The 20,883-nt window shown below is 69.8% G+C and carries 17 protein-coding genes; 9 read left to right on the forward strand and 8 right to left on the reverse strand.

The window, feature by feature from the left end; translation table 11 throughout:
* Nucleotides 1-130: 130 nt before the first annotated feature.
* The 8 genes from HPY32_RS01845 (at nucleotide 131) to HPY32_RS01880 (ending at nucleotide 10,085) form a co-directional block, all read left to right on the forward strand.
* Nucleotides 131-3,241 carry a non-ribosomal peptide synthetase gene (locus HPY32_RS01845; RefSeq protein ID WP_082870915.1) on the forward strand — a complete coding sequence of 1,037 codons (3,111 nt, stop codon included), beginning with the start codon at nucleotides 131-133 and terminating at the stop codon, nucleotides 3,239-3,241.
* Complete coding sequence (locus tag HPY32_RS01850; protein ID WP_197696397.1) at nucleotides 3,238-4,083, forward strand: ABC transporter permease; 846 nt, start codon at nucleotides 3,238-3,240, stop codon at nucleotides 4,081-4,083. Before HPY32_RS01845 ends, HPY32_RS01850 begins: the two co-directional genes overlap by 4 nt.
* Nucleotides 4,084-4,087: 4 nt before the next feature.
* Nucleotides 4,088-5,074: an aldo/keto reductase gene (locus HPY32_RS01855; protein WP_067582539.1), complete on the forward strand. Its 987-nt coding sequence runs from the start codon at nucleotides 4,088-4,090 to the stop codon at nucleotides 5,072-5,074.
* Nucleotides 5,075-5,099: 25 nt separating this feature from the next.
* A complete protein-coding gene (locus HPY32_RS01860; RefSeq protein WP_067582542.1) occupies nucleotides 5,100-5,705 on the forward strand; it encodes a dTDP-4-dehydrorhamnose 3,5-epimerase family protein in 606 nt (201 codons plus the stop codon).
* A 13-nt stretch (nucleotides 5,706-5,718) separates the two neighbouring features.
* A complete protein-coding gene (locus tag HPY32_RS01865) occupies nucleotides 5,719-6,660 on the forward strand; it encodes an NAD-dependent epimerase/dehydratase family protein (RefSeq protein WP_067585602.1) in 942 nt (313 codons plus the stop codon).
* 159 nt (nucleotides 6,661-6,819) lie between these two features.
* Complete coding sequence (locus tag HPY32_RS01870; protein ID WP_067582544.1) at nucleotides 6,820-7,800, forward strand: ABC transporter ATP-binding protein; 981 nt, start codon at nucleotides 6,820-6,822, stop codon at nucleotides 7,798-7,800.
* Nucleotides 7,797-8,636, forward strand: a complete 840-nt coding sequence (locus HPY32_RS01875) for an ABC transporter permease (protein ID WP_067582547.1) — start codon at nucleotides 7,797-7,799, stop codon at nucleotides 8,634-8,636. The genes HPY32_RS01870 and HPY32_RS01875 overlap by 4 nt, the downstream gene beginning before the upstream one ends.
* Nucleotides 8,637-8,669: 33 nt before the next feature.
* On the forward strand, nucleotides 8,670-10,085 hold the full coding sequence (locus HPY32_RS01880) for an NDP-hexose 2,3-dehydratase family protein (RefSeq protein WP_231951467.1): 1,416 nt from the start codon (nucleotides 8,670-8,672) through the stop codon (nucleotides 10,083-10,085).
* Nucleotides 10,086-10,088: 3 nt separating this feature from the next.
* On the opposite strand, the gene HPY32_RS01885 is transcribed toward HPY32_RS01880, so the two are convergent.
* The 8 genes from HPY32_RS01885 to HPY32_RS01920 all read right to left on the reverse strand — a co-directional run bounded on the left by HPY32_RS01885 (nucleotide 10,089) and on the right by HPY32_RS01920 (nucleotide 19,004).
* Entirely contained in the window at nucleotides 10,089-10,724 is a 636-nt protein-coding gene (locus tag HPY32_RS01885; RefSeq protein WP_082870917.1) for a dTMP kinase, read from the reverse strand.
* A gap of 189 nt (nucleotides 10,725-10,913) precedes the next feature.
* Nucleotides 10,914-12,014 (reverse strand): nucleotidyltransferase domain-containing protein, encoded by a 1,101-nt coding sequence (locus tag HPY32_RS01890; RefSeq protein WP_067582556.1) that lies wholly within the window; start codon nucleotides 12,012-12,014, stop codon nucleotides 10,914-10,916.
* A gap of 271 nt (nucleotides 12,015-12,285) precedes the next feature.
* On the reverse strand, nucleotides 12,286-13,554 hold the full coding sequence (locus HPY32_RS01895) for a phthiocerol/phthiodiolone dimycocerosyl transferase family protein (protein ID WP_067582559.1): 1,269 nt from the start codon (nucleotides 13,552-13,554) through the stop codon (nucleotides 12,286-12,288).
* An 18-nt stretch (nucleotides 13,555-13,572) separates the two neighbouring features.
* Nucleotides 13,573-14,679 carry an acyl-CoA synthetase family protein gene (locus tag HPY32_RS01900; protein WP_067582562.1) on the reverse strand — a complete coding sequence of 369 codons (1,107 nt, stop codon included), beginning with the start codon at nucleotides 14,677-14,679 and terminating at the stop codon, nucleotides 13,573-13,575.
* A complete protein-coding gene (locus HPY32_RS01905) occupies nucleotides 14,676-16,106 on the reverse strand; it encodes an MmgE/PrpD family protein (protein WP_067582565.1) in 1,431 nt (476 codons plus the stop codon). The genes HPY32_RS01900 and HPY32_RS01905 overlap by 4 nt, the downstream gene beginning before the upstream one ends.
* A complete protein-coding gene (locus HPY32_RS01910; protein ID WP_067582568.1) occupies nucleotides 16,103-16,942 on the reverse strand; it encodes a cyclase family protein in 840 nt (279 codons plus the stop codon). The genes HPY32_RS01905 and HPY32_RS01910 overlap by 4 nt, the downstream gene beginning before the upstream one ends.
* Nucleotides 16,939-17,820, reverse strand: a complete 882-nt coding sequence (locus HPY32_RS01915; protein WP_067582571.1) for an HpcH/HpaI aldolase/citrate lyase family protein — start codon at nucleotides 17,818-17,820, stop codon at nucleotides 16,939-16,941. Before HPY32_RS01915 ends, HPY32_RS01910 begins: the two co-directional genes overlap by 4 nt.
* Entirely contained in the window at nucleotides 17,817-19,004 is a 1,188-nt protein-coding gene (locus tag HPY32_RS01920) for a CaiB/BaiF CoA transferase family protein (RefSeq protein WP_067582574.1), read from the reverse strand. The genes HPY32_RS01915 and HPY32_RS01920 overlap by 4 nt, the downstream gene beginning before the upstream one ends.
* 221 nt (nucleotides 19,005-19,225) lie before the next feature.
* Between HPY32_RS01920 and HPY32_RS01925 the strand changes: the two genes are divergently transcribed.
* On the forward strand, nucleotides 19,226-20,575 hold the full coding sequence (locus tag HPY32_RS01925) for a carboxylesterase family protein (RefSeq protein WP_067582577.1): 1,350 nt from the start codon (nucleotides 19,226-19,228) through the stop codon (nucleotides 20,573-20,575).
* The last annotated feature ends 308 nt before the right edge of the window (nucleotides 20,576-20,883 follow it).

Raw genomic sequence — 20,883 nt, forward strand, 5'->3', positions numbered from 1 at the left:
GGAGGCTCGCAGTTTTTGCCGCGGCGGCGCTCGCGCGGAGCCGGGTACCCGCGAAGTCTGGGTAATTTTCGGTCCCCGCGTTCATAGGTTCGTAGCGACACCTTCTCGCTACTGGAGCCGGAGACACTTCGTGACCAGCAACCTCGGCGGCCGGGCAGACCACGACCGTGCCTACAGACGTCCGATCTCTCCTGTCGAGCAGCAATTCATCGCGGCCGGGCCGGACGCCGCGGTCACCCTGCAGTTGTGCGTGGTGGGTGACGGCAGCCTGACGGCCGCCGACCTGGAGCGGGCGGTCGCCGTCGCGGGCGACGCCTGCCCGGGCAGCCGATGTGCCGCCGTCGACGGATACATGGTCGACACCGGCGTTCCGCCGGTCGTGCGCGATGCCGGGGAGATCACCGGCGACATCGGTGACCTCGCGGACCTGCGCCGCCGCCCCGGCGGGGACGGGCGGCCGCTGTGCGAGGTGATCCTGGCGCGAAGGCCCGCCGGTGCGCTATCGGACGAAACCGGCTCCGCCACCGTCGTTTTCCGGGCGGACCACGCGCTGATGGACGCGCGTGGTCTCGTGCTGTGGGCCGCGGCCGTTTTCGCGGCGCTGCGCGAGCAGACCCCGACGCCCGCCACCGACACGATCACCGATGTCGAACTGGCGACCCGGCTGCTGGCCGAGCTGCCCGACGCCGGGGACCGCAAGCCGCCCATGCTGCCCCCCGAGTGGGCGCTGGTGCTGCCGCGGACGTCCAAGGACGCGAACGGTCCGCTGTGGCGGCGGCGCAGCATCGAGGGCGTGCACCACGGGCTGGTCGCGCGCCTGGTCGCGCAACTGGCGGCCCGGCAGGGCCGGGTCCGGTGCCTGATCCCGGTCGACCTGCGCCGCCACGACCCCTCGGTGTCCAGCACCGCGAACCTGGTGCTACAGGTCGTCATCGACGCGTCGGCCGACGACGACTGGACCGACCTGCACGCCCGGCTGCTGTCGGCGCTGGCCGACCGGCGCGAGCTGGACATGTGCCCGCCGCCCGATTCCGACGGCGGCGATCCCGACACCATCCGGCTGATTCAGCGGGGCTTGAACCGGATCGCCCTCGACCAGGGCGTGGCCACCGCCACCGCGATCGTCTCGCACTGGGGACGGCTGCGGCGCGCGGATTACAGCACCGCCGCGTTCACCGCGCGCGGGCTGTACACGCTGCCGGTGATTCCGCCGGGCGCGCCGGTGGTGATCGATGCCATCGAGGTGGAGGGCCGCACCGACGTCTCCGTCGGCTGGTACGACGACCTCGGCGTGGGTCCCGCGGCCGAGCAGCTGCTCGCCGAGCTGAGCGAGGCGGTCTGGCCCGCCGAGCGCAGCCGCTGGGAGGGCAACGACACCGCCCGGCCGCTGCCGGAGACCACCGTGGTCGAGGACCTGGCCGCGACGGTCGCCGCGACCCCGGACGCCGTGGCGATCGCCGAGCTCGACGGCACCGAGATCGCCTACCGCGAGCTGGACGCGCACGCCGACCGGATCGTGGGCGCGCTTGCGCGGCACGGGGTTCGGCGCGGGGACGTGGTCGGCATCGTCGCCGGGCGCAGCGCCGCCACCATCGCCGCGATCTGGGGTGTGCTGCGCGCGGGCGCGGCCTACCTGCCGTTGGACACCGCCCACCCGGACGCGCGGATCAGCGATCTGCTGGCCGACGCCGGTGCGCCGCTGTGCCTGATCGAGCGGGAGCAGACGGGACGCGCGCTGGTGCCCGCCGGGGTGGCGGCGATCGTGCTCGAGGACGCCCTCGCCGACGACGCGAATAGTGAACGGCCCGAGCCGATTCGGCTCGGCCCGGACGATCTCGCCTACGTCATCTACACCTCCGGGTCCACCGGCAAGCCCAAGGGCGTGCAGATCGAGCACGGCGCGCTCGCGAACTATGTCCGGTGGGCCACCAGGGAATTCGGGGTGCGCGCCGATTCGCGCATGCCGTGGCTGACCTCCCCGTCGTTCGACGTGTCGGCGACCACGCTGTACGCGGCGATCGCGGCGGGCGGCGCCATCGTCCCGGTCACCGCCGAACCGGCACCGGACGTGCTGCGTGAGGTGCTGCGCGAGTCGCGGGCCACCGAGATCACGCTCACCCCTTCGCATCTGGAGCTGATCGGCCGCCTGGGGATCACCGTGGCCGGGGTGCGCGCCCTGATCGTCATCGGCGAGCAGCTGCGCACCGCGGTCGCCCGGCGGGCGCGCGAGGTGTTCGGCCCGGACTGCCGCATCCTCAACGAGTACGGGCCCACCGAGGCCACCGTCGGGGTCTCGGTGCACGAGTACGACGACGCGATCGACGGCGGCCCGGACGCCGCCGCGGTGGTGCCCATCGGGCGGCCGCTGGACAACTGCACCATGCACGTCCTCGACGACGACGGTCGACACGCCGGGATCGGCGAGGTCGGGCGGCTGTTCCTCGGCGGCGTGCAGCTGGCGCGCGGGTACCGGGGGCGGCCGGACCTCGATCAGCAGCGGTTCGTGCGGCTCGCCGACGGCGAAAGGGTGTACGACACCGGCGATCTCGCCCAGGTGCGGCCGAGCGGGGCGATGGAGTTCCACGGGCGCACCGACGATCAGATCAAGATCCTCGGCCACCGCATCGAGCCCGCCGAGATCGTGCAGGAGGCCGAGGCGCACCCGGACGTTACCCAGGCCGTGGTGCGCGCCCGCGCGCCCCGGCCCGGCGCGGCGCAGGTGCTGTGCATGTGGGCGTGCCTGCGGCCGGGCGCGCCGCCCGGAGCCGCCGAGGATCTGGAGCGGCATCTGCGGAACCGGTTGCCGCACTACATGATCCCGGCGGCCACGGTGTACATGGAGGTGCTGCCGCAGACGGTCAACGGCAAGGTCGACGCGCTGTCGCTGCCGAATCCCTTCGAGCGGGACGCCGAGACGTGGGCGGACGCGCAGGACGCGCCCGGCGCGGCGGACGGCGACGAGGTGACCGCGGCCGTCGCGGCGATCTGGAGCGAGGTGCTGGACCTGCCGCAGGGCCAGGTTCCGGTGTCCACCATGGACTTCCATCGCTTCGGCGGCGACTCGCTGTCGCTGCTGCTGATGATCGACCGGGTGGCGAACGAGGTGGTCGGGCCGCCCGGCAACGCACGGCTGTTCGGCAGGCTCGGCGACCTGATCCGCAAACCCACCATCGAGCACGTCGCCGAATTGGCGCGCGCGGCCCGGGGCCGCGCGCTCGACCGGACGGGATCGGGCGCATGAGTGAGGTAATGACCGTGCCGAACAGCGGCACCGGCACCCGCATCGCGTCCTACCGTCCGCGGCCGGGCGGGCGATCGGAAAGCCTGGGCGTCTTCGGCGCGCTGATGGCGCGCGACCTGTTCGTGACCGTGCGCGAGCTGCCGTCGTTCATGGTTCAGGTCATCCTGCAACCGCTGTTCATGCTGTTCATCTTCGGCGTGGTGCTGCGCGGGCTGGACCTGGTGACGCCGGAGCTGGTGCGAATCCTGCTGCCCGGCGTGGTGAGCATGACCATCTTCCAGACCGCCGTGCAGAACACCGCGCTGCCGCTGGCCGTGGACTTCGCGGCCACCCGCGAGATCGAGGACCGGCTGCTCGCCCCGATCTCGGTGACCGCGGTCGGAATCGAGAAGGTCGTGTTCGGGGCGATGCGCGGGCTGATCGCGGGCATCGTCATGGTGCCGATCGGGCTGCTCATGCTCGGCGGGCACTGGCCGCTGGCGGCGTGGCCCGCGGTGATCGTGATCTGTATTCTCGGCGCGCTGTCGGGCGGGGCGCTCGGGCTGGTGATCGGCACCTCGGTGCCCGCCCGGCACATCGGCGTGGTGTTCGCCGCGGTGCTGCTGCCGCTGATGTTCACCGGCGCCGCGCAGTACCCGTTCTTCGGGCTGGCCAAGCTGCGCTGGTTCCAGGTGATCGTCGCGCTCAACCCGATGACCTACGTCAGCGAGGGCATGCGCTGGCTGGTGCTGCCGGGGCGGCACTCGATTCCGCTGTGGATCGATCTGACCGTGCTGATCGTCGCGACCGCGGGGCTGCTGGTCCTCGGTACCTCCGGATTCCATCGCAAATCACAGGATTGAGCCGATGCACTACTCCCGACTCGGACGTACCGCGCTGACGGTCAGCCGACTCTGCCTGGGCACCTTGAACTTCGGGGTCCGCACCACCGACGCCGAAGCCTTCGACCTGATGGACACCGCACTGGATCGGGGCATCAACTTCTTCGACACCGCGAACCACTACGGCTGGCAGAAGCACCGCGGATTCACCGAGGAGGTCCTCGGGGAGTGGTTCGCGCAGGGGGACCGCCGGCGGGACAAGGTGGTGCTGTCCACCAAGGTGTTCCAGCCGATGAGCGACTGGCCCAACGATCAGGGCCTGTCGGCGCGGCACATCATCGCCTCCTGCGAGGATTCGCTGCGCCGGATGCGCACGGACTGGATCGACCTGTTCCAGATGCACCACATCGACCGCACCGCCCCGTGGGACGAGGTCTGGCAGGCGATGGAGACGCTGGTGCAGCAGGGCAAGATCCGCTACGTCGGCTCCTCCAATTTCGCGGGCTGGCATCTGGTTTCGGCGCAGGAGTCGGCCAATCGCCGCAACTTCCTCGGCGTGGTCGCCGAGCAGTGCGTGTACAACCTGGTGCGCCGCCACGTGGAGGTGGAGCTGATCCCGGCCGCCACCGCCTACGGGATCGGCGTCTACGCCTGGTCGCCGCTGCACGGCGGGCTGCTCGGCGGCGCGCTGCGCAAACAGGCCGAGGGGACCGCGGTGAAGTCGGCCCAGGGCCGCGCCGTGGTCGCCCTCGAGACCCAGCGCGACACCATCACCGAATACGAAAAGTATTGCGCCGCACTCGGTGCCGACCCCGCCGAGATCGCCCTGGCGTGGGTGCTGTCCCGGCCGGGGGTGACCGGGGCCGTGATCGGGCCGCGCACCCGCTTCCATCTCGACAGCGCGCAGCGCGCGCTGGAGCTGCCGCTCGACGAGGACGTGTGCACACGCCTCGACGAGATGTTTCCCCCCATCGGCAACGGCCTGCCGGGCCCCGAGGCGTGGGCCCGATGACCGCCTCTTCCCGGAACGGATTGTCATGCAGTCACGCAAGCTGGCGGTAGAAGGCGCCGTCGAATTCACCCCGCGGGTGTTCTCCGACGAGCGCGGCATGTTCGTGTCGCCCTTTCAGGAGTCGGTCTTCGACGAGGCCGTCGGCAGGCCGCTGTTCACGGTGCGGCAGACCAGCTACAGCCGGTCGCGGCGCGGGACGGTCCGGGGCATCCACTACACCGCCACCCCGCCCGGCGCGCACAAATACGTGTGCTGCGTGCAGGGGAAGGCGCTCGATATCGTCGTCGACATCCGGGTGGGCTCACCGACTTTCGGCCGCTTCGACGTGCTGACGCTGGACCCGGAGACCTTCCGGGCCGTCTACTTCCCGCTCGGGGTGGGCCACGCCTTCGTCGCGCTGGCCGACGACACCGTGATGTCCTACACCCTGTCCACGAGCTATGTGGCGGAGAACGAGCTGGCGCTGGCCGTGCTCGATCCCGAACTGGCACTGCCGATTCCCGGTGACATCGAGCCGATCCTGTCCGACCGGGACCGGGTCGCGCCGACGCTGGCCGAGGCGAAAGCGGCCGGGCTGCTTCCGGATTACCACCGCTGCACGGAGATCGAGTACGCGCTACGGCGGGTCTGAGGAGGAATTGGCGATGGGTGCTTCGACGGTGGCCGTGCTGGGCGCGACCGGCGGTGTCGGGCGGTTCGTCTGCGCGGCGTTCGCGCGGGCGGGATACGACGTGCTCGCCGTCGCCCGGCGCTACACCGCGCACGTGTACGACCACGAGTTCGCGCCGCTGGATGTCGCGGCGGCCGATCCGCGGGAGATCGCCGCGGTCCTCGACGCCGCGGGTGTGTCGGTGGTGGTGAACGCGACGGGCAGTTGGGGCCGCACCGAGCCGGAACTGGTGTACGCGCACGTGACGCTGATCGAACGGCTGCTGGCGGCGCTGCCGCTGCTGTCGCGGCGAATTCGCCTGGTACACATCGGATCCATTCACGAGTACGGTCCGGTGCCCGCGGGCACGCTGATCGACGAGACCCGCACCCCCGCGCCGACCACCGCCTACGCGCGCACCAAGCTGATCGGCTCGGAGGCCGTCCTCGATGTCACCCACGCGGGTGTGGTGGACGGTGTCGTGCTGCGCGCGGTGAACGTCTGCGGTCCCGGCACCACCTCCGCGAGCTTCCTGGGCGCGGTGGTCGACAAGCTGCGGGCGGCAATTCCGGGGGAGGTCGTGGAGCTCACCGTCGCCGACGCCCGCCGCGACTTCCTCGATGTGCGCGACCTCGCCGATGCGGTGGTGAAGGCCGCGACCGCCCCGGCGGTCGGCCGGGCCGTCAATATCGGCTGGGGCGTGGCGATGTCGATGCGTGAGCTGGTCGGCCTGCTGCACACCGTGTCCGGTCTGCCCGAAGACGCGGTGCGCGCGCTGGACGCGGTGCTGGAGAGCAAGGGTGGCGGCGGCTGGACCCAGGCCGACATCCGGCTCGCCGCAGACCTTCTCGGCTGGAAACCCACGATCGGGCTCTCCGAATCGCTGCGCGACATGTGGGAGGCCGCGGCCGTCCCCCAGCGCGCGGAGTCTGGGTAATTTTCGGTCCTGGTGTTCTTAAAGTTTGGGAGCGAACCCCCTTCTCGCTAGGAGCCGGAGACACCTCGTGGACAGATATCTCGGCGATCGGGCAGACCACGCCGGTCGAGCCCACGGACGTCCGATATACCCCGCAGCACCCCGGACGGAGGCGGGCGCATGAGCCAGGATGTGGCCGTCGAGGTCCGCGATCTCGTCAAGCGGTACCCGGGCGCGGACACCAATGCGGTGGACTCGCTGAGCTTCACCGTGCAGCCGGGTGAGGTATTCGGGCTGCTCGGACCCAACGGCGCGGGCAAGACCACCACGGTCGGCGTGCTCACCACCCGCGTGCGCCCCACCTCCGGGTACGCCTCGGTGTGCGGGGTCGACGTCCTCGAGGATCCGATCGGCGCCCGCCGGGTGCTTGCCGCGGTGTCGCAGCGCAATACGCTCGACGGATCGCTCACCATTCGGCAGAACCTGCTGTTTCACGCGCGCTACCACCGCATTCCGCGCGCGGAGCGGGCCCGGCTCGCGGACGAGATCCTGGAGCGAATGAGCCTGACCCCGGTGGCGAACCGCAATATCGGCCAGATCTCCGGCGGCCAGACGCAGCGCGTCATGATCGGCCGGGCGCTGATGCACAAGCCGGACGTGCTGTTCCTCGACGAGCCCGCCAACGGCCTGGACCCGCAGGCCCGGCTGTTCGTGCACGATCGGGTAGTGGACCTGCACCGCGACGGCACCGCGGTGGTCATCACCACCCACGACATGAGCGAGGCCACCAAGCTCTGCAACCGCGTCGGCATCGTCGACCACGGCCGCATGCTCGCGCTCGACACCCCCGCCAAACTCACCGAGCTGCTGCCCGGTTCGTCGTCGGTCACCCTGACCATCGGGCGCAACGAGTCCGCGGTCGAGAAGGCCCAGGACGTGCTGGCCACGATCCCGGTGGTCCGGCGGGTCGAGCCGATCGAGGGCACCGCCGAGACCGCCGAGGAGACCATCCGGCTGTACTCGGATTCCGCTGCGCCGCAGGTGGTCAAGGCCGCCCTCGACATGCTGGCCGACGGCGGCTGGGAGGTGCGCGACGTCACGATCGGCAAGCCGGGGCTCGAGGACGTGTTCATCGAGCTGACGGGACGGGATCTGAGATGACGACCGTGTCCCCCGCCGACACCGCCGCGACCGGTCTGGCGCGGCCCCTGCGGTCGGCCGCGCGGACGGGCAGCAGCCTCGGGACGTTCGGCGCGCTGCTGGCCCGCGATCTGTTCGTGATGGTGCGCGAGGTGCGGCCCTTCCTGGTGCAGGTGGTGTTGCAGCGCCTGGTCATGGTGTTCGTCTTCGGTGTGGTCCTCGGCAAGCTGGGGCTGGCGACGCCCGCGATGGTGAAGATCCTGCTGCCCGGCGTGGTGAGCATGACGATTTTCGGTGCGGCCGTGCAGAATACGGCGCTGCCGATGGCCATCGACTTCGCCGCGGGCCGCGAGATCGAGGACCGATTGCTGGCCCCGATCTCGGTGACCGCGGTCGCGATCGAGAAGGTCGTGTTCGGGGCGATGCGCGGCCTGATCGGCGGCATCATCATCACCCCCGTCGGTCTGGCCATGCTCGGCGGGCACTGGCCGCTGTCGGCGCTGCCCGCGGTGGTGGGGATCTCGGTGCTGGGCGCGCTGGCGGGCGCGGCGATGGGGCTGGTGATCGGCACCTCGGTGGCGGCCCGGCACATCAATGTGGTGTTCGCCGCGGTGCTGCTGCCGATGACCTTCACCGGCGGGGTGCAGTTCCCGTTCTTCGGCCTGGAGAAGCTGCGCTGGTTCCAGGTGGTCGCCGCGGCCAACCCGATGACCTATCTCAGCGAGGGAATCCGCTGGCTGGTGATGCCGGACATGCATTCCATCGCCCTCTGGATCGACGCGGCCGTGCTGCTCGGCGCGACCGCCGTGCTGCTCGCCATCGGGTGCGCCGGGTTCCGCCGCCGAGCGCAGGACTGACACGGCAAGCGGCCGAAAGGAATTCGAATGAACATGCCCGGCCTTCGACAGGTGGACGGTGAACTGGCGTTGCGGCTGCTGGCCTCGGCCGCGACGACCGAGGGGTGCTGCGTCAGCCGCGAACAGTTCGACCAGTGGCTCGCCGATCGGCGCGCCGCGCAGCGAATGACGGTGCGGCGCATACCGTTCGCGGAGCTGTCGGGCTGGCGGTTCGACAAGGCGACCGGCGATCTGGGGCATCACACCGGCCGCTTCTTCACGATTCAGGGGCTGTCGGTGCGCACGGACCGGCCGCCGGTGCCCGCCTGGACGCAGCCGATCATCAATCAGACCGAGATCGGCGTGCTCGGCATCCTGATCCGCGAATTCGACGGCGTGCTGCACTGCCTGATGCAGGCGAAGGTCGAGCCGGGCAATGTGAACGGGATCCAGCTCTCGCCGACCGTGCAGGCGACCAAGAGCAACTATCAGCAGGTGCACGGCGGCACGGCGGTGCCCTACATCGAGTTCTTCCGCGACGCGCCCGCGCACACCGTGGTCGCGGATGTGCTGCAGTCCGAACAGGGTTCGTGGTTCTACCAGAAGCGCAACCGCAATATGGTGGTCGAGGTCGGGCCGGAGGTGGTGGCGCAGGAGGACTTCATCTGGCTCACCCTCGGCCAGATCAGCGACCTGCTGCGCGAACCCAACCTGGTCAATATGGACGCGCGCACGGTGCTGTCCTGCCTGCCCTACCGGCTGCTGCCGGGCCCGGCGTGGACCGACGGGTCGCTGGGCGCGGCCATCGCGCGGTCCTCCGACGGCACCCGCGGCGGGCTGTACACGATCCGGGAGATCCTGAGCTGGATCACCGGGGCGCAGGCGGAGTACGACGGCGGCCGGGAGCTGATCAGCCTCGGCGAGGTGCGCGACTGGCAGCGCTTCGACGACCGCATCTCGCACGAGACCGGCGCCTACTTCTCGGTGGTCGCGGTCGACGTGACCGCGAACGCACGCGAGGTGCGCTCCTGGTCGCAGCCGCTCATCGAACCGCACGGGCTAGGACAGGTCGCGCTGCTGGTATGCCGCATCGAGGGCGTGCTGCACGCGCTGGTGCACTCCCGAGTCGAGCCCGGCTTCCTCGACGTGGTGGAACTGGCCCCGAGCGTGCAATGCGCCCCCGACAGCTACGACCACCTGGGCGACGAGGCCCGGCCGATGTTCCTGGATGTGGTGCTGGGGTCCTCCGCCGACCAGACCCATTACGACTGCGTCCTGTCCGAGGAGGGCGGGCGTTTCCTGAACGCGGTCAGCCGGTATCGGGTGATCGAGGTGGATGCCGAGATCGGCGAGGGGGCGGCCGACTATCGGTGGATGACGTTGTATCAGTTGACTAATCTGCTGCAGTTCAGCCATTACTTGAATGTGCAGCTGCGGACCCTGGTGGCGGTGCTGCGCGGGTTGGGGTGAGGATCAGCGCCGCACCGGGCCGAGGCTTTCGAGGATGGCGTCGGTGATGTCGTCCGGCGGCAGGGTCGCGTCCAGCGGTGTCCACGACAATTCGTCTGCCAATTCGTCAAGTGTGCGGAGGCTGCGGCGCTGGAATTCGATGAAAGTTCGTTCGTCGCCGTAGCCGCTTTCGTAGTCGCTGCGGTCGTGTTTGCGGGACAGGGCGGTTTCGGGTGTGATGCGCAGGTAGAAGGTGTGGTGGGGGGTGGGGAATCCTTGGGTGCAGGCGCGTAGGGTTTTCGGGTCTGCGCCGTGGGCTATTTCGGTGGCGAAGTACTTGTACCAGTAGGCGTTGATCAGGAGGATGTTCGGGGAGTGGGCGAGGGCGCGATCGAAGGCCAGGCGCATCCAGTGGAAGAGGAAATAGCCGCGGGCGCCGGGGCCTAGGATGCGGACGTAGGCGAATACGTCCTCGCGGGTGCGGAAGGGGAGGCGTTCGGCGACGAACGGGTCGGTGAACGGGTCCCAGATCGTGGCGGTCGCGGTGTGTATGCCACGGTCGGTCAGCTGCTTTTCCAGGGCGGCCACCTGGGTGCTCTTTCCGGATCCGTCGCCGCCGGAAATGCAGATCAATAGGGGGTCGGGGCTGTTTTCCGGCATCGATCCGTACTCTCCTTCTATACTGTTCCTGTCTCGAGGATTCCTGGCTCGAGCAGAGCGGAGGGGGCCGGTCGGCGACCAGCCCCCTCCCTCAACCGGTTGTCACTTCCACGGCGGGTGCCAGATCACACCGCCACTGACAACGATCTTCACGTCGTTGACGTTCATGGCGAACCTCCTTTCCTTCCTCTATCGGTTCGTCGCGAGAGCGACGACGTCACACTCGACGAGCTGCGTCAGCGCAGCGTCGAGAAGTTCCGGTGAAATGCCCGAGAATTCGTCTCGGCTCCGCAGCGCGTGGTACAGCTCGTCGGTCGGGCGGCCGTCGGATTCGCGCCAGATGCCGACCATGGCGGCGGTGGTGCTGAATCCGGTCTGCGGCGAGATGAGGCCCCACGACCGCGGGAAGCGGATGGGGATGGTCCAGGGATTGCGGGTGGGACCGCCGTGGGTCCAGGTGTCGGGGAACGCGGGCAGCGACCGCAGCGGGGTGTCCCAGCCCTCGCGCAGCGACCATGCGATCAGGTGCCCGGCGAAACGCATTCTGCGCGTGACGATCTCGGTGACCTCCCGGAGGGAGAGGTCGCCGACGGGCTGGCTCAGCAGGTGGTAGACGTCGTCGGAGACGGCGCTCAGCGCGGCGTTGCGAAAGACCCTGCGCAGCAGGAACTTACGGCCGATGTACAGGTCGTCGACCGCGGCGAGGGCGCATTCGACGGCCTCCTCGACACCGATGACGGATGCCTGGAGTGCGGTGAGTCCGTCGCCGATGTGCAGCGCCCCGGCGACGTCCTCGGCGAAGCTGGAGGCGTACCAGGCCGTGCGGCTCATGAGGACCTGCCGCAGGGTGTGGCGGGCCACCGCGGGTGTGGGCAGGCCGCTGTCGTTGTCGACCAGAATTGTGCCGATGGCGTATCGGACGGCCCGTTTCAGTTCGGGTTCGCCGAGTTCCACCTGCCAGCGATTGTCTTCGGAAATGGTGTTCGCCGCGCATATTCGGGCGAGTTCTTCCAGGCGATTCGATGTGATCGGATTCACCTGGACGGTATATCCGTCCTGAGAAAGGTTGCCCTCGCGCAGATCGGTGCGGGCGGAAATATACAGATCTATGTCCGAATTTCCGTGGCCGAGCCCGGCCGCGAGCGATCCGCCGACGAAGGCGAGCCGGATATCGGCGCTGTTCACGACCTTGTCCAGCACGCGACGCGCGGCGGTCAGGTGTGATTCGTCGAGAAATCGGTCGGCAACCGTCAGCTCGGCGAAACCTGCCGTGCGCTCGACAATGTGCACGTGAAAACCCCCTGCGACGAGAAGTAAAGCAATGCAATGCCTCGATCCGATGTGTGTGAGAAAGGCATACCCCTGCGGACTCGGTTCCGACCCCTTCGGATCCGTTGTCCCATATCCCTGTGATTCATGAATATATCCGGCGGTTGCGATCGTGTCCAGACCTCGCGTGAAAAAGTTTCACGGCGGCGCGATCGGGTCGAAATCCGGAAACGCGGACAGTCCGTGATACCCGATGCCTATAATAGACATCGGGTATCACGGGCTGTTTTCGTCAGTGCTTTATCAGGCGGCGCAATACCTCGCTCAACGCGTCCAAGCGACGCTGTGAATCCCGTTTCTCCTCCGGCGACGGCGAATGGTGCTCGATGCCCAGCCGTCCGTTGAAGGTGCTGGCGGTGTAGCGGGACACATTCGTCGGCCGCGCGTGCCCGACCGGGGCCTTGGTGCGGCGCGCGGAGTGGAAGTTGGTCATCCGCAGGTCGTCGGGCAGCTGCAACCGCGGGATGCGGCCCCAGTTGGTGAGGCTGATGATGGCGGGCCCCCGCTGCTGTGCCGGTGCGCCCGAGTCCTGGGCCGCCTCCGCGTTCTGTGCCCGCGCGCCCGCCGAACGGTATTCGGCCAGATCGAGGAAGCTGGTCAGCAGGGAGTCGTCGCTCATCCGGGCCTTCAGCTGGTCGCCGACCGCCCGGCCGATGGTGACGGCATCGGGTTCGGCGATCTCGGGGACCTCGAAGCCGATGTAGCCCAGCACGATCGTGCCCTCGGTGGGGCCGACCGGTGGCGTGAAGCGGTGGCGGATGTTCACCGGGAAGATGTACTGGAACTCGGCCAGCGGGCGGCCGCTCACCTCCGCCTCCGCGAGCAGGATCGCCCCGGACAGCAGGCCGTTGATGGTGACGTGCTCGCGGTGGCCGAGGTCCACCAGCGCGGTGGTCTCGGCCTCGGTCAGGCGGAACTGCGCCGACCGCTGCACGACCTCGACCCGCTCCGGCTCGGGCGCGGGAGACCGCGGCGCCTCGGACGGCGCTGCCGCGGACCGCCTTTCGATGCCGCGCTCGGCCAGCAGCTCCTCCAGCGACTTCGGGAACGGGCGGCGCGGCAGGTCGACGGTCGCGCCCGCGAGCGCGGCGGAGTACGCCGACCACAGCGAGGTGAGCACCTCCAGGAAGAAGCTGCCGTCGGAGATGCTGTGATTGCCCATCAGCGCCACGCTCGACTCGTCGCCGTTGCCGACGACATTGAGCGCGCTCAGCGCCCGGCTCGAGTCCATGGCCGCACCCGTCAGCGGTTCGTCCGGGTCGCCCTCGTGGAACCGCGGCTCCGGAGTGTCGGCGGACTCCACCAGGTAGGTCTCGCCGTCGCTGGTCTGTAGCGTGGCCGCCAGTACCGGAAAGGCTTGACACACCGCCGAATAGGCCGCCTGCAGGGCATCCCGATCGATTCGGCCCACCGTCCGCATCACGTATCCGGAGAACGCGTCGTTCTGGGCGAAGGACTTCTCGGTAGGCGCCAGCGGCCGCCTGAATCCGACTTCGGTCATACGATACTCACCTTCCCATTAATAGATGCCCTCGATCACTTGCTCCCCGCCGAAGACGTCGACGGGTTTCGGACCGGCCACCGAGTCGCCGACCTGGCCCGGTCGGCCCTCGACCCGGATCGCGCTGTCGCGCTCCAGGTTGTTCGGCAGGAACATGCCCTTGCTGACGTGGTTCATGACGACCTGGCCGCGCTGTCCGTAGGGGACGGGTTCGCGGGTGTCCGGGTCGACGACGCGGAAGGTCACGATCGGGCTGCGCGGGTCGTAGACGATCTCCTCGTCCGGGCTGACCCCGGCGCGTTCGCGCGCGCCCTCCAGGACCAGCGCGCTGTTGTACCGGCTGATCAGGGTGACGTCGGGAAAGTGCTCGTGGGCCAACAGGAATCGGTCGTCGGCGGTCATGTGCGCGCCGCCCCAGAACACGACCTTGATCTTGGCGTTGATCAGCTTGGCGATCCGCGGGCGGTCCGCGCACGCCTTCAGCAGCTGCGGGGTGGTCACCAACATCCCGACCTGCTGGCTGTCCAGGATGTGCTCGATCTGGTCGAGGATGTGCTCGACGTACGCCTTCGCCTCCTCGGTCGCGCCGCGCCGGATGAGCTTCTTGACCCAGCGCGGGTCGATGTCGATGGAGAACTTGACCGTGTTCTGCCGCGCCACCACCCAGTCGTACTGCGAGCCGATCTTGTGCGGTCCGGTGGGCGCGGCCACCAGGATGTTCGACGGCTCCCGCCCGCTGAACACCGGACCGGCGAGCATGCGGTCGATGGACGCCTCGATCCAGTCCGGCATCAGGATGACCCGCTTGGGCGCGCCGGTGGTGCCGCCGGTCTCGAAGACCTTGGGCGCGGGCGGATTCGGGCCGTAGCCGCGCGGGATGAGGTCCTCCACGGCGACGTCGCGCAGCTCGTCGACGACATTCGGGAACAGTTTCAGGTCGTCGAAGGTGCGCACGTCGCGCAGCGGATCGAAGTCGAGGCGCTGGGCGCGGCTCAGCCAGAACGGGGACCCGGTCTCCTCGCCGAAATGCCATGCGACCGCGACCCGGAGGTATTCGTCGGGGTCGGTCGGATGGACGGCGGGGTCGATGATGGCCCATTTCGGGTCCGCGCTGAGGCTCGTCATGAATTCCCTCCGGAGTGATGGGTGCTGAGCAGTTGCATGGTCGGCCGCGCGTCGGGCGCCTCGATCAGCCCGCGGATCTCGCGGGCGATGGCCGCGGCGGTCGCGGCGTCGTAGCGGGTCGCGGCGTTGAGCGTGAACTTGCGGTCCAGCTCGGCATCGGTCAGCGGCCGGTGCGGCCCACCGCGATTGGTGTCGCGGGCGACCCGTTCGGTGCGGCCGTCGGCGAGGCGCACCGTCACCCGCGCCGGGAACTGGTCGGGGAAGATGGCGGTGCACTCGGGGTCCGCGTGGCAGGTGACCTTGCCCGCCAGCGCGACGACCTCGGCGCGGTGCGCCGCGGCATCGGTGAAATCCTCGACGTACAGGCCCAATCCGCCGCCGCCGAGCAGGGCGGCGGCGACGGTGTACGGGCCGGAGAATGCGGCCGCGTATCCGGTGGCGGGCGCGGCCTTGGCGGCCGCCGGTTCGGCGATGGTGCGCAGCACCGGTTCCGGCACCCCGAGTTCGATGGCGCGAACTTCGTCGGGGCGCACGCCGCGGCGGCGCAGCTCGAGGGCGGCGTCGATGCCGGTGTGTGTGAAGTGGTTGCACGGATAGGGTTTCACGTGCATGCGGTCGCTGTGCCAGTGCTCGCCGAGCCCGTCGGTGACCCGCTCCGGGCGCGCCCGGTCGCCGCAGAATGCCTGGAAGAAGCCGAAGCGTCCCTCCAGCACGGTCGGCGGCCCGGTGAGCCCGGCGACCGCGAGTTGGGCCGCGGTGACGCCGCAGTGCGCGGCCCAGCCGGTCTGGATGCGCTTGACCGTGCCGCCGGTGCGGTTCGCCTCGATCAGGCCGCTGGCCATGCTGGCCGCGATGCTCGCCGCGGCCGCGATGGTGGCGGCATCGCCCGCCAGCACCATGGCCGCCGCCACCGCCGAGCCGACGGCCCCGCAGATGCTGGTCGCGTGCTGGCCGCGGTCGAAGAAGATCGAATTGCGTTGTTCCGCATCGTATCCGGCCATGCCGAGCCGGATGCACACCTCGGTGCCGACCGCGAGGGCGTCCAGCAGGCGGGGGCCGTCGGCGCCGGTGGCCTCGGCCACGGCCAGCACGGTGGGCACCACGCAGGCGCTGGGGTGCAGCACCGAGGGCAGGTGGGTGTCGTCGTAGTCCATGCAGTGCGCGAGCGTGCCGTTGACGAATGCGGCCGACGCGCTGGGCATCCGGTCGCGCTGCCCGATCACGGTGCAGTCCGGGGAGGCGCCCCACTGGCGGGTGACGGCGAGGACGGTGTCCCGAATCGGTTGTGCCGAGCCGAGAATCATCACGCCGACGGTGTCCAGCACCGCGCGGGCGGCCGGATCGCGCCGGGTGCGCGGCAGTCCGTGCTTCACCACGTGTTCGGCGAAGTCGGCCACCTCGTCGATGAGCCCCCGCACCGCGCTCATCGGCCGCTGCTCACGATGGCGAGCGGGCGGATCGGCGAGCCGGTGGCGCCGACGATGTTCAGCGGGGCCAGGACGAACGCGAATTCGGCGATGCCGCGGTCGGCGAGGTCGGTGAGCCGCAGGTGCTCCATGATGTGAATACCGTTGTCCACGAGCAGGATTCGATGTACGGGCAGGGTGGCGTGGCCGCGGCCCGGATGCACCTGCTCGAAGGCCGAGGTGTCCGCGCCCGCCGCCGCGACCTCGTGCCGGGCCAGCCACCGCGCGGCATCGGGGGTGACCCCGGGGACGCCGGATTCGAAGCCCAGATAGCGCTGCGGCTGCGTCCACAGCGTGCCCCAGCCGGTGTTGACCAGGCACACCCCGCCGGGCTGCGGCCGCACCCCGGCCCGCTCCGCCGCCTCGGCCAGCTCCTCGGCGGTAATGCCGTGACCGCCCGGAAGATGCTGTACGCCATGCAGTTTCGCGATGTCCAGCAGGATGCCGTGGCAGATCCGCGGCGCGATGGTGTCCACGCCGTGCACGCTGAACGCGCCGCCGGTCTGGGCGGCCATGCAGTCCACGCCGTCGTAGAGGAAGCCGTCCTGCGACACGTGGGCGAGGGCGTCGATGTGCGTGCCGACGTGGCCGCCGGTCATGATCATCTCGCTGGCCGCGGAGCCGCCGTCCTCGCGGACCATGTCGCCGTGGCGGCGCGCGAGCACCATCCGGAAGCCGGGATGGTTGGGGGAGCAGGGCATTCCGTTCGCCAGCGGCTGGGCCAGGTCGATGGTCTGCACGCCCGCGGCGACCGCGGCCAGCAGCGGGTCGGCGATCCGGTGCGAAATCTCGGTCACGGCTGCACGTTCCCGACCAGGTCCAGGGCGCTGGCCAGCCGCAGCGTCTGGCGCGCGTTGGCGATGGCGGGCGGGCCGACCATCTTGCCGTTGCCGTCCATCACGATCGACTGATTGGTGTCCTCGGCGAGCGCGGCCACCGCGCAGATCTCCATCGCCTCCTCGATCTCGTGCGGTTGCGGGGTGAAGACGCGGTGGATGATCGGCAGCTGCGACGGGTGGATGGCCATGCGGCCGATGAAGCCGAGCGCCTTGCCGTGCACGCTGGTCAGCTCGAGGCCCTCCAGATTCCGCGGATCGGGGAACACGCTTTGCAGCGGATTCGGCAGTCCGGCGGCCCGGGACGCGATGATCGCCCGGGTGCGGGCGGCGTCCATGGTGGCGCCCTCCATATCGGAGTGCAGGTCGGCGCGCAGATCCGATTCGCCCAGGCCCAGCATGCGCACCGACGGCGCGGCGATGGCGAGCCGGTAGGCGTTCTCCAGCCCGCTGGCCGTCTCGATGAGCACGTGGATGACGGCCTCGCTGTTGCGCTGCCGCAGCAGCTTGGCCACGTGCCGAATCTCGCTGGGCTGCTCGGCCTTCGCCAGCCGCACCCCGGTGAGGCCGACGCCCGCGACGGCGAGCACGTCTTGTTCGCACAGCGTGGAGTGCATCGAATTCAGGCGCACGAAGGTCGGTTTGGGGGTGGGCCGCGAGGTGATGTCGGCGACGATCTCGCGGGCCTCGACCTTGTGCCGGACCGGGACGCCGTCCTCGAGATCGAGGATCACCGCGTCCGATTCGGACTCGTACGCCCGCGTGATCCGGTCCACGTGATGGCCGGGGACGTACAGGCAACTCCGGTAGACCGGATAATCCAGCTGAGAGCCGCTCATCTGCCGGCCTCCTCCTTCAGCGGGCGGGACAGTAGCTCCTCGGTGTGCGCACCCAGGTGGGGCCCGGCCCACCGGATGCTCCCGGGCGTCTGCGACAGGCGGAACGGGACCGTCGGCATGGTCACCGTGCCCAGGTCGGCGTCGGGCACCGACACCAGCAGCGACCGCGCCCGGAACTGGGGGTCGGCGGTGATGTCGTCGACCTCGTAGATGGGTGCGGCCGCGGCCTCGACCCGATCGAATTCGGCCAGCACGTCCGGCCTTTCGCGCGCGGCGATCCAGCGGCCGACGGCCTCGTCGATGAGGTCGCGGTGCGCGGCGCGGCCGGAACCGTCGGCGAACCACGGCTCCTCGCACAGTTCGGGCCGCCCCGCCAGGCGCATGACCCGCTCGGCGACCGCCCGCGACGGCGCCGAGATCGCCACCCACCGGTCGTCGGCGCAGCGGTACACGCCGCGGGGGGCGTTGTTGTTGGATCGGTTGCCCAGCCGGGCGGGCTTCACGCCGAAGTGGTCGTACTCCGACAGCTGCGCGCCGAGCGAGCTGATCAGCGTCTCGGTGATGGCGACGTCGGCGGTCTGCCCGCGGCCCAGCCGGTCTCGGGCGCGCAGCGCGATGAGGGTCGCGCAGGCGGCGTGCAGACCGGCGATGGCGTCGCCGAGCGGGAACGAGGGCAGCAGCGGTTCGCCGTCGGGCTCACCGGACATGGCGGCCAGGCCGCTCATCGCCTCGGCGAGCGTGCCGAAACCGGGTCGGCGGTGGTAGGGGCCGTCCTGGCCGAATGCCGTGACGCGGGTGAGGATCAGCCGGGGGTTGGTCTCGGCGAGCACGTCGGGGCCCAGGCCCCAGCGCTCCAGGGTGCCGGGCCGGAAGTTCTCGATGACGGCGTCCGCGGTGGCGGCCAGTTCCAGGAAGCGCGCGGCGTCCTCGGGGTCGGAGAGGTTGAGCGCGACGCTTTTCTTGTTGCGGTTGAACACCTTCCACCACAGCGACTGACCGTCGCGCACCTGGCCGAACCGGCGCAGCGGGTCGCCGGACGGATGCTCGATCTTGATCACGTCGGCGCCGTAGTCGGCGAGCATGCGGGCGGCGAAGGGCCCGGCGAGCAGGGTGGACGCATCGATGACGGTCAGGCCCGCCAGGGGGAGTTCCGTTTCCGCTGCGGCCCAATCTTGTTCGTCCAACGTCCGACCACCCATCCGTTATGGCGCGGCCGACCGACTCGAGCCGTTGCGGCGCGCATGCCAGAGATATCGCCCGGGCGGCGCGGCGGGCAATGGTTCGCCGCCGATTCCTGGGGGGTTTCGTAGTCTTTCGGCCCGGCGCGGAGTCTGGGGGATTTCCGGTCGCGGTGTTCCTAGGTTGATCGAGGACGGGCCGGACGAATTCGGTAGGAGCATCGACGATGAGTGACCTGGTGGTGGAGACGTCGTCCGGGCAGGTACACGGCTGTCTCGACCGCGACGTGCCGAACTGGCGCGGCGTGCCGTACGGGCGGATCGAGGCGCGGTTCCGGCCTGCCGTCGCGGTGGCGCCGGTCGAGCGGGTGGACGCGAGCGTGTGGGGGCCGGTGGGCTGGCAGGTGCCGATGTACGCGGGGATGCCGCCGCGGTTCGTGCACCCCGACGCCGTCGAGAACGAGCAGTGCCTGAACCTGAACATCTGGTCGCCCGGCGTCGACGGCAAGCCCCGGCCGGTGCTGGTGTGGCTGCACTTCGGCGGCCACGTGTACGGCAGCGGCAGCACGCCGTCCATGGACGCCTGGGTGTATGCCGCCCACCACGACGCGGTCATCGTGACCGCGAACTATCGGCTCGGGCCGTGGGGCTGGCTGTATCTGGGCGAGCTCGATCCGGAGTACGCCGACGGCGCGAATCTTCCCGTGCAGGACCAGATTCTGCTGCTGGAGTGGATCCGCCAGAATATCGCTCAGTTCGGCGGGGACCCGGGCAATGTGACGCTGTTCGGCTCCTCCTCGGGCGGTTCGGATGTCGGCACGCTGCTGGGCGTCCCGGCCGCGCAGGGGTTGTTCCACAAGGCCGCCATCTACAGCGGCACCGCCGAGACGCCGGTGAGCCGCGCGGAGGCGGTGCGCCGGGCCGAGCGGTTCATGGCCGGGGCCGGGAAGCTGGCCGGTTCGGTGCGGGAGCTGTCCGAGGTGGCGAACGTGGGGCTGCGCTACATCCACGGCAAGCAGCTGGAGAAGGACGGCCGGGTGCCCTACCATCCGTTCGTCGACGGCCGGGTGCTGCCGCGCGAGCCGCTGGCCGCCGTCGCCGACGGGCTGATTCGCGAGGTGCCGCTGCTGATGTCGGTCACCGCGGCGGAGGCCCAGTTCTACGAGATCATTTCGCCGGACACGATCGACCGCATGTACGCGGCCCGGTCCGGCCCGGACCCCGACGCCGATCGCGACACCAAGATCGAGTTCCTGAGCGACGTCATGTTCTGGCAGCCCACCGAGCGCCTGCTCTCGGCCGCGCGCGCCGCGGGCGGGCGGGGCTGGTGGCAGGTATTCGACTACGTGCCCAGCAATTCGCCCAACGGCCACCGCCCGGAATTCCGCGGGCGGCCGATGCACGGGGCCGATGTGCCGACGCTCTTCGTGGACCCGGACGACGCCGAGTTGACGGATATCGATCGCGCGGTGGGGGCGGAGGAGCAGCGGGCGCTGATGGGGCTGGCGCGGGACGGGCGGGCGCATTGGCGGGAGTGGTCGCCGGAGAATGCTGCGCCTTATCGGGTTGGGCCTTAGGTGGGTCTCCCGTTGGTCCCGGCCAAAAGCACGCCGGGACCAACGGGAGACCTGACGGGACTGCGGGATGGTGGAGCGAAATGCCTTCTCGCACAAGCCCGTCGGCGATCGACCATGCCGATGACAACTGAATCGACCGAAAACAGAAGCAGCAGAAGAACAGAACGCTAGGGGTTGTCCCAGAGTTGTTCTACCGGCCTACAGAGGTCGGCCCTCCCGTGGCTACCGTCGGCTCGGAGGTACGCCGTCACCTGTGTAGACGGGACGACCGGTGAACTCGTCCCTCACTGTCCGTGCGGTGCCATCGC

The sequence above is a fragment of the Nocardia terpenica genome (genome assembly GCF_013186535.1).
Classification (GTDB): Bacteria; Actinomycetota; Actinomycetes; order Mycobacteriales; family Mycobacteriaceae; genus Nocardia; species Nocardia terpenica.